The sequence below is a fragment of the Microbacterium oryzae genome (assembly GCF_030406385.1).
Lineage (GTDB): Bacteria > Actinomycetota > Actinomycetes > Actinomycetales > Microbacteriaceae > Microbacterium > Microbacterium oryzae_A.
Genome location: NZ_JAUEPM010000015.1, coordinates 1 through 13,479 on the forward strand (window position 1 = coordinate 1; position 13,479 = coordinate 13,479).

Sequence of the window (13,479 nt, forward strand, 5' to 3'; positions counted from 1 at the left end):
CCTGCATTTACCCGAAGTTCGCAGAACAGCCAATCCGGGAGGACTCGCTCCTGACCGGCCATCTCGAGCCGACAAACGACGCCTACGCCATCGCGAAGATCGCGGGCATCCTGCACGTGCAGGCTCGGGCGCGGGGCCGCGGGGCCCGGGGGGTCGGGCGCGCGGGGCTGGGACCGCCGGGTCGGGGCCGCGGGGTTGGGGCCGCCGGGTTCCGGCGCGCGGTTCTGTCTCCCATTCCGCTTCGCCAGTGCGGGCGACACGACCTCGCGCCCGTTTGCGTGTCGCCCGCACTGGCGAAGCGGAGACGGGCAGAGTCGTCGCGCGCGGGCGGACGACCTTGGAGACCCTGCTCAGGGACGGTGGGAGCGGCTCAGGGCGCTGCGCACGCGACGGACCGCTTCCCCCGGGTCGGCATAGACGTGAGCCGAAGTCAGACGCACGGCGTGCCATCCGATCTCGGCCAGGCGCTGGAAGCGCTCGATGTCGCGCTGGAACTGCGTCCGCTCGCGGTGACCGTCCCCCTCGTACTCCACGACGACGCGTCGATCACGGTAGACGAGATCCCCGCATGCGACGAATATGCCGTCGTCATCGAAGATGTCCTCGTTCACCTGGGGCTCGGGCAGCCCCGCCTGGCGAAGGAGGAGGCGCAGGTGCGTCTCAGACCGTGACGCCGCGCGGGTGCTGAGCAGAGGGAGCGCCTGCTGCAGCTTCCCGATGCCAATTCGCCGACCCGCGCCGACCGCGGCGTCCAGTTCATCGAGCGTGGCGTAAGGCGCCCTCTTCGCGTTCCCGCTACCAGGGTAGCGAGGCTGCTGCACGAGGTGGTCCCCGACGGCGACCAGATCGGGCAGATCGAGAAACGGGGCGAGCGAGGTCCAGGTGGATGCTGCATCCGCGACGTGAAAGCCCTTCGTGTCGCCGGTCGTGACGAGGTGCGGCATGATCTGGCTGCCTCGGATACCCGCACGGCGCGGAGGCGTCTGCGGGTAAAGCACGCCCACGTGGAGCTGGGCGTGCAAGCCCTGCGGAAGCGGCGCGTCGAACAGCAACGCCGCCGTCGGCCCGACGAAGAAGGCGTGCGACGGCATGATCGGCGCGTAGGTGTGAATGCGGCGAAGCGCGTCGACCTGCTCCTCCTCGCCGGCCGAGGGATCGCGGCCGGCGACGGGGACCGGATCGGGCACGAGCACGACGTCGCGGACGGTGCGGGCACCGCGGAACGGGCGAAGTAGATCGGGTGCGAGGAGCCGGCGTCGGGAGACACCGGCGGCCACGGCGTCGGGGACGGAGAATGCGGGACCGAGCGCGGTCGGCAGCGGGTAGAACGTGCGCACACGACGAGCGTGAGGGCTCGGGCCTCAGTCGGGGAGACGTCCTCCACAGGGGCACGGTCCCCGTCTCCGTCTTTCCGTGGGAGCCGACCCATCCGCTCGACTTGTGCAGAAGGCGACGCGGCATGGACGTCAGGCGATCGCGCCGATTCGCCAGTGCGGGCGGCACGCTTCCGGCGCCGAAACCGTGTCGCCCGCACTGGCGAACCGAAAGGGAAGGCACGCCCCGTCTAGGAGCCCGAACCCGCCTCGGACTAAGCGCCCGACCCGGCCTCCAGCTCCACATACGTCCGCAGCAGCTCGAGCGCGTGCGGCGAGCCCTCCTTCTCCACCGTCTGCCGGATCTGCTCCACGGCCGACTCGCCCTGCGGCAGCGGCGGCAGCATCGGGATGTCGCGATCCGAGCGGACGTGGATCACCGTCGGGCGATCCGCCGCGAACGCCCGCTCCCAGGCTCCGTCGAGCTGCTCCGGGTCATCCACCACCTCGCCGCGGAACCCCAGGAGCTCCCCGTACTGCGCGTACGGGAACGCCGGCAGATCCTGACTCGTGTCGAACCGCGGCGCACCCTCGATCTCGCGCTGCTCCCAGCTGACCTCGGCGAGGTCGCCGTTGTCGATCACGAGCACGACGAAGCGCGGGTCGCTCCACGCCTTCCACCGGCTGCTGACGGTGACGAGCTCGGCGAGTCCCGCCATCTGCGTCCCGCCGTCACCCGCGAGCACGACCACGGGCCGATCCGGGTGCGCGAGCTTCGCCGCGATCCCGTACGGCACCCCGCACCCCATGCTCGCCAGCGTGCTGGAGAAGTGAGCCGGCACACTCCGCCGGAGCTGCCGCGCGTACCAGTACACGACGCTCCCGACGTCGAGCGCGAGCAGCGCATCCTCGGGCAGATGGTTGTTCAGTGAGCGGATGGCCCGCTCCGGGTTCACGGGATCGGCGGGCGTCATCGCCCGCGCCTCGCTGATCCGATGCCACTCGGCCACGAGGCTCCGCACCCGCTCCCGCCAGTCGGCCACGGCCATCCGCTCGACCCGCTCGCGCAGCAGGCGGATGGTCTCGGCCGCGTCTCCGACGAGGCCCACCTCGACGGGGTAGCGGCGCCCGACCGCGCGGCCGTCGATGTCGATCTGCACGGCGCGCGCCTGGCCGGGTGCGGGATAGAACTCGGTCCACGGGTCGCTGGATCCGACGATGAGGAGCGTGTCGCACTCCGCCATGACGCGTGCGCTCGCCGTGGTGCCGAGGTGTCCCATGGTGCCGGCGGCGTAGGGGAGCGTCTCGTCGACGTAGGGCTTGCCGAGGAGGCTTGTGACGACCGCGGCGCCGATGTGCTCGGCGAAGGCGACGACCTCGTCGGCGTGGGCTCGCGCGCCCTGGCCGACGAGCATGACGGGGCGCTCGGCCTGCGCGAGGATCTCCGCCGCCTCGGCGATGTCGCTGTCGGCGGGGAGAACGCGGGGTGCCCGATACTCCGCCGCGGTCTTGATCTCGCCGTGCTCTCCGCCGGGTTCCACTGCCGGGGCGTTCTGCACGTCGTGCGGCACGATGACCACGGTCGGCGTGCGGGTCGCGAGCGCCGTGCGGAACGCCTGGTCGATCGCCGAGGGGATCTGCGCGGGGTCGACGATCATCGTCGCGTACTGCGCGGCGACGTCGCCGAAGAGGCGGAGGAGGTCGACCTCCTGCTGGTACTCCGAGCCGAGGACGCTGCGCATCTGCTGGCCGACGATGGCCACGACCGGCACGCTGTCGAGCTTGGCGTCGTAGAGGCCGTTGAGGAGGTGCACGGCGCCCGGCCCCTGTGTCGCCGCGACGACGCCGACCTGGCCGGTGTACTTCGCGTGCGCGACGGCCATGAAGGCGGCGCTCTCCTCGTGGCGCGCCTGGATGAAGGCCGGGGCGTCGTCGGATGCCCGCAGCGCCTCCATCACGCCGTTGATGCCGTCGCCGCTGTAGCCGAAGATGCGGTCGACGCCCCATGCGCGCACACGCGCGACGATGGCGTCGGCCACGGTCTGGTCCTTCTTCTCCTCTGCCATGGTGCGACGGTAGGGCGGATGGCGGGGGTGCGGAAGGCCTTGACGTGTCCGGACCTGTTGGCCAGTGCGCCGGTTCGCCGACGTCCCCGTTCGCCAGTGCGGGCGACACACTGCGGGCGCGGAAACCGTGTCGCCCACACTGGCGAACCGTTCGGGGTGGGCGGACGCCGGGTGCGTCGCGTGCCGTCAGCGGCGGAAGGGGCGCAGCAGCTTCCGCATCCCGTGCTGCTCGGGCGGCAGGTCGTGCAGCATCCGATCGGCGATGTCCGCAGCAGACGCGACGCGCGTCGACTGGATCCGCCGCCGCTCCCGCATGGCGCGCGGCGCGAGACGGATGGCCGCGGCCAGACCACGCAGGGCGGGCCGCCCCGAGCCGGTCGCGACGGCCTTGAGGAGCATCATCGTCAGCAGCAGGACGAAACGCGGCCACACGACGCGGCGCAGGCCATCCGGCACGTTCTTCACCACGAGAAGCGGCAGGTTCTTGAACGTCTGGCGCACGGTGAACCCCGGGATGCGAGAGCTCGTCGCGCCGATCCGGTGATGCGCGACGGCAGCCGGCTCGAACACGACCGCGTGCCCGGCGAGGCGCGTGCGGAACCCCATGTCGACGTCCTCGAAGTACGCGAAGAACGTCTCGTCGAACAGCCCGATCTCGGCGAAGAGCGCCGTGCGGTACAGCGACGCCCCGCCGCTCGCGGAGAACACCTCGCCCGCCGCTGGCGCGGCATCGCGCGGCTCCCCGCGCCCCTGCGGGAACGGCATGCCCCACACGCTCATCCCGTCGCCCGCGGTGTCGATCGTGCCGGCGCTCGCCGCGTCATCGGAGCGCCGCAGGAGCAGCCCGGTCGCGATCGCCGCCTCCGGATGCGCTTCGAGCGCTCCGACGAGGGCGGCGAGCCACTCCGGCTCGGGGGTCGCGTCGTTGTTCAGCAGCGCGACGGCGTCGTATCCGTCGTGCTGAGCGAGGCGGATGCCGACGTTGACGCCGCCCGCGAACCCCAGGTTCTCGGGCTCCAGGCGCAGGCGGATGGCGTCGCCTCGTGCCCGGAGCCGGCGCACGTCTTCGGGATCGGACCCGTTGTCGACGACGAGTACATCGGCGTGCGGGTAGGTCTGGGCGGCGAGCGCGGCGAGGCACTCCTCGGTGTCGGCGATGCCGTTCCAGTTGAGGACGACGACGAGTACGCGCATCATGCGGCCACCTTCCTTGGGCGGTTGCTTCCCATTTCGGGCGTTGAGCGAGGGAGCGCCAGCGACCGAGAAGAAACGCGGTGGGCCGTTGTCGGGGGCGGGTTGCGTCGTTTCGTCTCGCTTCGCTCGCTCAACGTCCGGGCGGAGGGTCCGGATTTCGTCTCGCTTCGCTCGCTCAACGTCCGGACGGAGGGTCCGGATTTCGTCTCGCTTGGCTCGCTCAACGTCCGGACGGAGGGTCCGGATTTCGGCTCGCTTCGCTCGCTCAACGTCCGGATGCCTTCCGAGCCGTCAGCGCGTACGCCACCTGGACGAGCAGCACGACGACCTCCGCGGACGCGAGGCCCGTCGCACCGCCGATCGAACCCCACAGCGACGACAGCACGAGCGTGAGCGGCACGCCGACGACCGCGCCCGCCACCACGCTCGCGAAGATCGCGCGCGTGCGCCCGAGCGGTACGAGCACATGGCGGCCAAGTGATGTCGTCAGCGAGATGCAGAGGATGGCCGCGCCGAACAGGATGGCCGTGGGCCGATCCACGGCCTGGTCGCCGAAGAGCACGGTCGTCAGCCACGGGCCGAGGAGCGCGAAGGCGGCGAACCCGAGCATGCCGAGCGCCGAATGAAGCAGCAGCGCCTTGCGGGCGCGGGCGCCGAAATGCGCGCGCGCGTCCTCCACGACCCAGCCCTGCAGGGCGTTGCCCTGCGCGCCCACGACGGTCTGGCCCATCCGGAACAGCTTGTCGCCGGACACGTATCCGGCCGCCTGCACGGCGGTGGTGCCGGCGGTGACGAGCGAGACGGCGAGCGTCGTGTACGCGCCGCTCACGGTCTCCGTCGCTGCGGCCGCGAGGTGCATCCGGGCGAAGACGAAGGATTCGCGCCAGCTGCCGCGGAGGATCGCGGCGGGCTTCATCACGGTGGCGGCATATGACGCGACGCCGCCGGCGATGGCGAGGAGCAGGAGCGCTGGGTACCAGATGACCGGGCCGCCGAGCAGGATGATCGCGCCGCCGATGAGCGTGGCGATCGCGCGCGGCAGGAGCTCGAAGACGATGAGGGGGAGCGGGCGCCCCAGCCCGATGAGATACCAGGCCGACGAGAGCCCGCCGCACGTGATCGCCACGGCCATGACCGCTGCCGTCGATGCGTCGCGACCCGGGGCGAGCAGGGCGGCGATCACGCCGGCGACGAGGGCGGCGGGGATGGCGACCGCGATGCGCGCGCGGGTTCCCGTGGCGAAGAGCTCGGGGCGCTCGGTGGCCGAGGCGAGGCTGACGAGCGTGGGTCCGACGACGTTGAGTCCAAGGCTCACGACGAGGGCGAAGAATCCGCCGATGGACTGCCCCACGGCGACCGCGACCCAGGGCCCCGTGCCCGCCGCGTGCGCGAGCACCGGCAGCACGAGGAACGGGATGAGCGCCGACGCCGCGGGGATCGTCGAGAAGCTGGCGAGGCGCCGGACGAGCGACATCAGCGGGGGCCCGAGGTGAGGAGTCGCGAGGGAGAGGTTGCGGCGTTTCGTCTCGTCGCTGGCGCTCCTCGCTCAACGTCCGGGAGGGTTGCTGGCGCTCCTCGCTCAACGTCCGGCGCCGGGAGCGCGGCGCCCATCACAGTCGCTCCCAATACGCCGCGGAGCGCATACGCAGCGACTGCAGCATGCCGATCGAGCCATCTGTCGCGACCAGCGGGAATGCCGGACGCACCTCGCGTGCCGCGGCGCGCCATCCGGCCAGGCGACCGGTCAGTGACTTCACGTCGCGGTGCAGCACGATTCGCCGCAGGCACACGATCGCCTCGATGATCAGCGCACGCAGCGCGCGTCGCGTGCGCATGACACCCCAGGCGCGGAGAAGATAGCCGCGTCCGAAGCCCGCGAGGTAGCGCTGCTTCGGCGATCCCTCGCCCGCGGAGGCGCCGCCGATGTGCACGCCACCGGGAGCGTCGAGGCCGATGGTGGGCCATCCGGCCGCGCGCAGCCGCAGGGCGAGGTCGAGCTCCTCGCCGTACATGAAGATGCCCTCGTCGAGCAGTCCGACCTCGCCGAGGGCCTTGCGGCGATACCCGGCCGCGGCGCCGTAGGGGCCGAGGAGCGGCGGCACGACGGCCGAGGCGCGTTCGGGGCGGGCGCCGTGATAGCGGACGAACCCGGCCCCGGTGGGATCCGCGGTGATCCCCAGGGAGTCGACACGGCCATCCGGGCGCATCAGCAACGGCGCCACGCTGCCGAGCTGACCCCGTGTCGCCTCGAACGTGGTCAGCACCTGCTCGACGAGGGTCGGCTCGGCGATGACGTCGCTGTTGAGGAGCAGCACGTACAGCGCGGTGCCGTGCGCGATGCCGCGGTTGCACGTGTGCGCGAAGCCGCGGTTGCGGTCGTTGCGCAGCAGGGTGACGTCGGGGAACTCCTCGGCGATCCGGTCCGCGGTGTCATCGGGGGAGCAGTCGTCGACCACGATGACGTTCGCGCGCATCGTCTGCTGCTCGAGCGCGCGAAGGCACGGCTCGACGTGCTCCCATCCGCCGTACACAGGCACCACGACGTCGATCAGCGGTGTCTCGAGCGGCATGGGCCCAATCCTACGAGGCGGGATGGCCCGGGCCCGGCGGGTGGGGCTGGCTCCGATGCCGCAGACCGCGTCGCGGCAACGGTGCGCGCTGCCGCAAACCGTCACGTGTACGGCGACCGCGTCCGCGGGTGACAAGATGAAAGCCGTCGACAGCCCTCGGGGGAAGGACCAGCCGATGTTCGCGCGCCAGAAGGACAAGAAGAGAACCGCCATCATCGCGGCGAGCGCCATCGGCGCGGTCGTGGTGCTGGGCGGTGGCACCGCGCTGGCGCTGTCGCTGCAGCAGGGGGAGCCGGAGACCACCGCGGCGACGCCGTCGGCCACGCCGAGCCCCACGCGCACGGCCACGCCGACGCCCACCCCCACGCCGACCCCGACGCCCGAGCCGGTGGACTTCCCGGTGTCGGTGCCCGTCGAGGGGGCGCTGAACGGATGGCAGGGCGCGGGTTCCGCGCAGATCGCCGACGTGTGGCCGCAGGCCGGCGCCGCGGCGAGCGGCGAGACGTCGGCGTTCATCGACGCGCCCGTGGTGGATGCCCCGGTGGCCGCGCTCAGCACGACGGTCCCCGTCGAGGCGGGCAAGACGTACGAGTTCTCCGCCGAGGTGCGGCAGCTGGCGAGCCTCCCCGAGCCCGTCGAGGCGGCCATCCTCATCGGCGAGACGCGCGTCGACCTCGGTGAGCTCGACGCGTCGTGGCAGAAGGTCACCGAGACCTACACGGCGCCCGACGGGCAGACCGAGGCGACCATCGCCATCCAGATCGACGGACCGGTCGAGGGTCTCGGCGTCGACGACGTCACCCTGAAGCCCGAGGGCGGTGACAACATCGTGCCGAACGCGTCGTTCGAAGACGTGACGGCGGACTGGGGCATCCTCAACAACGGCCTGATCCTGCGCGAGAAGAGCGCGGCGCTCGGCGTGAACATGGCCGCCGGCGACGCGAGCTGGCAGGTCACCCGCGACGACGGGTCCGTGGCAGGAGAGGGCACGGCCACGCTCGGGGAGGGTGTCTCGGCCATCCCGCTCGAGGGTGTGACGCAGGGGTACTACCGCGTCTCGGTCACCGACGCCTCGGGTCAGAGCGTCGCGACGCCCGTCGCGGTCGTCGACTACGAGGGCGCGCGCATCGCGCCGGATGACCGCATCGGCGCCATCACCCACGTCGACCAGTCCTGGTACCTCGACGCGGCGGACATCCTGCAGTCGGTGGGCTTCGGCTCCGCCCGCAACGACGTGCTGTGGGAGCAGAACGAGCGCACGCCCGGCGTCTACGAGTTCAGCTCGCACTACACGACCGAGTTCGACAAGATGCACGCGCACGGCATCGGCCTGCTCGGCATCGTGAACTACGGCAACCCGCTGTACGACGGCGGCAACCCGCCCTCGTCGCCCGGTGCGGTGGAGGCGTACGGCAACTACGCCGCCGCCATCGCGCAGCGCTTCGACGTGGTCGGGCTCGAGGTCTTCAACGAGTTCAACCACGAGCGCTTCAACACCGGCGGCTGCGGCACCGCGCCCACCTGCTACTTCCCGCTCGTGCAGGCCGTGCAGGCGAAGGTCGACGACTCCATCCCCGTCGTGGCGGGCTCGACCGCGAACTACGACAGCGCCTGGTTCGCGCAGCTGTGGTCGCAGACCGACACGCTCTCGCAGGCCGACGCCATGAGCTTCCACCCGTACAACCCGCAGTACTACCAGCAGCCCGAGAACCTCGCCGGAGCCTTCGACGACGCCCGCACGAACATGCAGAACGGGGCCGGCAGCACGCTGCCGATCTGGCTCACCGAGTTCGGGTGGACCAACGGCAACGAGCTCGGCCAGGCCCGCTCGCTCGCCGACGCCGCGCAGAACCTCATCGCCGCGCAGACCGTCAGCCTCGGCAACGGCGTCGAGAAGTACTACTGGTACGACCTCGTCGACGACAGCACCGACCCGAACAACCACGAGGGCAACTTCGGCATGTTCTACCAGGAGGCCGCGAGCGTCGCGACGGCGGCTCCGAAGCCGGCGGCCTTCGCGCAGGCGCTCCTCATCAACGAGCTCGGCGGCCGAGAGGCGGTCGGACGCGACGACATCGGCTCCGGCAACCAGTCGTACCTCTTCGGCGAGGAGTCGGACGGTGTGCGCGTCGCGTGGACGCTGAACGGCGAGGCGACCGCCGAGTACGAGGCGAGCGGGCCCATCCGCATGACCGACTTCAACGGCGCGGAGACGACGCTGAAGCCCGAGGACGGCAAGGTCTCGGTGCCGCTCACCGGCCGCGCCGTGTTCCTCGCCGGTGACTTCTCGCCGGCCGACGAGCCCGAGCCCACCCCGACCCCGACCCCGACCCCGTCGCCCACGCAGACCCCGGCTCGCACCGAGGACTGAGCGGATGGCCGGAGCCGGTTCTCGCGGGAATCCCGCGGAAGGTTTCGTAGGGTAAGAGAATGCCCCACTCCGAGGACGACGCGCTGACCGCGCCGATGAGCCGTCGTGCTCGCCGGCAAGCACGCCTGGCAGCCGCCGAGGAGGCTCGCCGCCGCGAGGCGGAGTCCATCGAGGAGCCCGGGTTCTTCGCCACCGGCATCGACGCCGCGGCGACGGGGAAGATCGACGTGCTGCCGGATCTCGGCGGCGTGGGCGCGCAGGAGAAGCCGCGGTCGCTGTGGGAGCCGCGCGATGACGAGTCGATTCCAGAAACGGCATGGGACGTGCGAGACGACGACAACACCCCGACGACGGCGCTGAACACGAGCCGTCTTCCGGACGACGCGCCGACGGCTCGGCACGACGCCCGCGGCTTCGCGGATGACACCCCGACCGCGCGCTTCGACGCGCCGGAGCTCGCGAACGCGACACCGCCATCCGCCCCGCCGCCCGCGAAGGGCAAGCGCCGCGCCGAGGGCGACGGGTCGCGGGGGCGGCGCATCCGCCTCGGCATCCTCATCGGCGTGGCCGTGCTCGTCGTGGCGGGCCTGTGGCTCGGGGCTCGCGTGCTCATCGTCAAGGGCGAGCTCGAGGCCGCGCAGCGCGTCGTGAACCACGTGCAGGAGGGCGGCACCCTCGAGGTGTCGGTGCCGATCCTCGGCGAGCACGCGGCCAACGCGGCGAGCGTGCGGGTCGACCCGGTGTGGCGTGCGGCGGAGTTCATCCCGTGGGCGGGCGACAACCTCCGCGGCGTGCGCCTCGCCGCCGAGGCCCTCGACATCGTGAGCAACCGCATCGGCACGCCCGCGCTCGAGGCGATGTCGGACGACAGCGGCGAGTCGATCATCGCGCGCGTGCTGCCGCTCCTGCAGGACTCCACCGACGACGTCGTGCGCATCGCCGACGGCATCGCCGACGTGAAGGACTCCGGCTCGCTCATCGCGCCGGTGCAGACCGGCGTGAACCTCGTCGACTCGGTGATGTCGGTCGCGGCTCCCGCGTTCGAATACGGGCCGGAGCTGCTGGGCGCCAACGGCGATCGCAACTACCTCCTCGTGTTCCAGAACAACGCGGAGTCGGTGGGCCTCGGCGGCTCGGCCGCCTCGCAGACGCTCATGAACGCGAACGCGGGCAATCTCGAGATCGTCAATCAGGCATCCAGCGCGAACTTCGTCGAGGGGCAGGCCGTCGATGTGGACGTCGAGCAGAGCGCCATCGACCTGTACTCGCCGTACCTCATCGACCACGTGAACACGTCGTCGAGCCGCCCCGACTTCCCGACGATGGCGAACATCGTCACGAAGTTCTGGCAGCGTGACATCGCCGACGATCGGATCGACGGCGTCGCGTCGATCGACCCGATCGCGCTCGGCTACCTGCTCGAGGCGACCGGGCCCATCCAGCTCGACACGGGCGACGTCATGACGAGCCAGAACGCCGCGCAGCTGCTCCTCAGCGACGTCTACAGCCGCTGGAACAGCTACGAGAGCGGGGATGTCGTCGACCAGTTCTTCGCGAGCGTCGCCGAGCAGGTCTTCACGAAGATCTCGACGGGCGACTTCGACGTGCAGTCGATGCTCTGGGCCATCCGCCACGGGATCGAAGGCGGCAACATCCTCTTCAGCAGCTCGAACGAGGACGTCCAGGGCCAGATCGCTGACCAGAAGGTGGCCGGGATCCTCGCGAAGGACAACGAGGAGCAGACCGAGGTCGGCGTCTTCTTCCGCGACGAGTCGGCGTCGAAGATCGACTACTACATGAAGTCGAACATCGACGTGGCGCAGACCTGCTCGGCAGACGCGTCGCAGTTCGAGGTGAAGACCACCCTGCACCTCGACATCGATCAGGCGTCGGCCGACGCGCTGCCGGACTACGTCAAGAGCGGCACGTGGGGCTCCGAGCAGTTCCGCACGCAGGTGTACGTCTACGGTCCTCCCGGCACGACCGTGGAGTCGGTCGCGGTGGACGGGCGCGATGTGACCCTCACGCGCGACGACGTGGTCGACCTCGACCGCCCGGTGGCGTGGTTCACGACGTACCTGCGCCCGAGCGAGCTCGCGACGGTGACGGCGACGTTCTCCGGCACCGGCGATTTCGGGCCGCTCGCGCTGCGCTCGACGCCCATGGTGCAGACGACCACCGGCGCGCTGACCCCATGTGGCTGAGGGCGTGGGCGCGCTCCCGCGAGCTAATGCGACTTTCGGGGAATATTCTGCGCGATAGACTGCCTCAGTCCATCTTCAGATGAGATTCCCGGGGGCAGACGCTTGACGAGCGAGATCACGCGCAGTGGGCGGCAGGCGCCGGGCGGCGATCCGGCGGCGAACGCCACCGGCTCGGCGCTGACGAAGAGCGCCGACTTCCCCGCGCTGCTGCGCACGGGAAGCGGCAAGATCCCCGTGGTGAGCGCGAGCCCGCCGCCGACGTTCGACTGGCGCAAGCGCTACGCCCGGATGCTCCGTGTCACCGACTTCCTCGTCATCACGGTCGTCGTGTTCGGCACGCAGCTCAGCTGGCTGGGCATGCACAAGATCATCGCCATGCCGGTGCCGGCGTGGCCGGGGCTCAGTTCGTACACCGCGCTGTCGGTGCTCGTCGTGCTGCTGTGGATGATGGTGCTCGCGCTGAACGACACCCGCTCGGACCGCGTCATCGGCGTCGGCACGGCGGAGTACAAGCGCATCTTCGACGCGAGCTTCATGCTGTTCGGCGTCATCGCCATCGTCGCGTTCCTCCTCAAGGTGGAGATCGCGCGCGGCTACATGCTCATCGCACTGCCGACCGGCGTCGCCGCGCTGTTCCTCGAGCGCTGGGTCTGGCGCCGGTGGCTGGCCCGCCAGCGCGCCAAGGGGGAGTACTCCGCGCGCGTGCTGCTCGTCGGCTCGGAGAAGTCGGTCGCGCACACCGCGCAGGAGCTCAAGCGCACCAAGGGCGCGGGGTATCACATCGTCGGAGCCTGCATCCCGACCGGCCGCATCGCCGGCAGTCTCACCGACACGGACATCCCGGTCATGGGAAGCGTCAACTCCGTCGAGCGCGCCATCGAGGTCACCGGCGCCGACACCGTCGTCATCACGAGCACCGACGAGCTCGGCCCGCAGCGCGTGAAGCAGGTCTCCTGGGCGCTCGAGTCGGGCAAGCAGCACCTCGTGCTCGCGCCGTCGATCACGGATGTCGCCGGTCCCCGCATCCACATGCGCCCGGTCTCGGGTCTGCCGCTCATGCACGTGGAGACGCCGCGGTTCTCGCCCGGCCAGCGCTTCGTGAAGCGGATGATGGACCTCATCGGATCGCTGGCGATCGTGACGATCCTCAGCCCCGTGCTCCTCGTGCTCGCCGCCATCGTCAAGCTCTCATCGCCGGGCCCGGTCATCTACCGGCAGACGCGCATCGGGCGCCACGGGCGCGAGTTCCAGATGCTGAAGTTCCGGTCGATGGTGGTCGGCGCGGACAGCCTGCTCGAGGAGCTCATCGCCCAGCAGGACATGGGCAACGAGGTGCAGTTCAAGATGAAGGACGACCCTCGCGTGACGAAGGTCGGCCGCATCATGCGCAAGCTCAGCCTCGACGAGCTGCCGCAGCTGTTCAATGTGCTGGGCGGCTCGATGTCGCTCGTCGGCCCCCGCCCGCCGATCCAGCGCGAGGTGGACCTCTACGCCGACCACGTGCACCGCCGCTTCCTGGTGAAGCCGGGGATCACCGGCCTGTGGCAGGTGTCCGGCCGCTCGAGCCTCTCGTGGGACGACAGCGTGCGCCTGGACCTCTCCTACGTGGAGAACTGGAGCGTCATGGGCGACATCGTCATTCTCCTGAAGACCGGCAAGGCCGCGCTGCTGCCGGGCGACACCGCTTCCTGAGGAGGCGTGCCGCGGCGGCCTGCGGCTGAGGCGTCTGCATGCGCGCGTTCGGGAGGAGGAGTGCGTTGC

Annotated in this window: 8 protein-coding genes and 1 pseudogene; 4 read left to right on the top strand and 5 right to left on the bottom strand. The window is 70.8% G+C overall.

Translation table 11 applies throughout. The features are described from left to right. Nucleotides 1–143, top strand: a pseudogene (locus QWJ90_RS14450) (NAD-dependent epimerase/dehydratase family protein); the annotation flags it as partial. A 207-nt stretch (nt 144–350) separates the two neighbouring features. Here QWJ90_RS14450 and QWJ90_RS14455 read toward each other — a convergent pair. From QWJ90_RS14455 to QWJ90_RS14475, 5 genes are all read right to left on the bottom strand, one after another. Continuing rightward, nucleotides 351–1,337 (bottom strand): endonuclease domain-containing protein, encoded by a 987-nt coding sequence (locus QWJ90_RS14455; RefSeq protein ID WP_290108574.1) that lies wholly within the window; start codon nt 1,335–1,337, stop codon nt 351–353. Between the two features lie 251 nt (nt 1,338–1,588). Further along, complete coding sequence (locus tag QWJ90_RS14460; RefSeq protein ID WP_290108575.1) at nt 1,589–3,379, bottom strand: thiamine pyrophosphate-requiring protein; 1,791 nt, start codon at nt 3,377–3,379, stop codon at nt 1,589–1,591. Between the two features lie 186 nt (nt 3,380–3,565). Continuing rightward, nucleotides 3,566–4,576, bottom strand: coding sequence for a glycosyltransferase family 2 protein (locus QWJ90_RS14465; protein ID WP_290108576.1), 1,011 nt, complete (start codon nt 4,574–4,576; stop codon nt 3,566–3,568). A gap of 262 nt (nt 4,577–4,838) precedes the next feature. Beyond that, on the bottom strand, nt 4,839–6,047 hold the full coding sequence (locus QWJ90_RS14470; protein ID WP_290108578.1) for a lipopolysaccharide biosynthesis protein: 1,209 nt from the start codon (nt 6,045–6,047) through the stop codon (nt 4,839–4,841). A gap of 136 nt (nt 6,048–6,183) precedes the next feature. Continuing rightward, nucleotides 6,184–7,143, bottom strand: coding sequence for a glycosyltransferase family 2 protein (locus QWJ90_RS14475; RefSeq protein WP_290108580.1), 960 nt, complete (start codon nt 7,141–7,143; stop codon nt 6,184–6,186). 175 nt (nt 7,144–7,318) lie between these two features. Between QWJ90_RS14475 and QWJ90_RS14480 the strand changes: the two genes are divergently transcribed. The 3 genes from QWJ90_RS14480 to QWJ90_RS14490 all read left to right on the top strand — a co-directional run bounded on the left by QWJ90_RS14480 (nt 7,319) and on the right by QWJ90_RS14490 (nt 13,410). After that, nucleotides 7,319–9,514, top strand: coding sequence for a glycosyl hydrolase (locus tag QWJ90_RS14480; protein WP_290108581.1), 2,196 nt, complete (start codon nt 7,319–7,321; stop codon nt 9,512–9,514). 59 nt (nt 9,515–9,573) lie between these two features. After that, the gene (locus tag QWJ90_RS14485; RefSeq protein ID WP_290108583.1) at nt 9,574–11,718 is read left to right on the top strand and encodes a DUF4012 domain-containing protein; all 2,145 of its coding nucleotides are present in this window, start codon (nt 9,574–9,576) and stop codon (nt 11,716–11,718) included. Nucleotides 11,719–11,820: 102 nt separating this feature from the next. Next, on the top strand, nt 11,821–13,410 hold the full coding sequence (locus tag QWJ90_RS14490) for a sugar transferase (protein ID WP_354670436.1): 1,590 nt from the start codon (nt 11,821–11,823) through the stop codon (nt 13,408–13,410). Nucleotides 13,411–13,479: the final 69 nt, after the last annotated feature.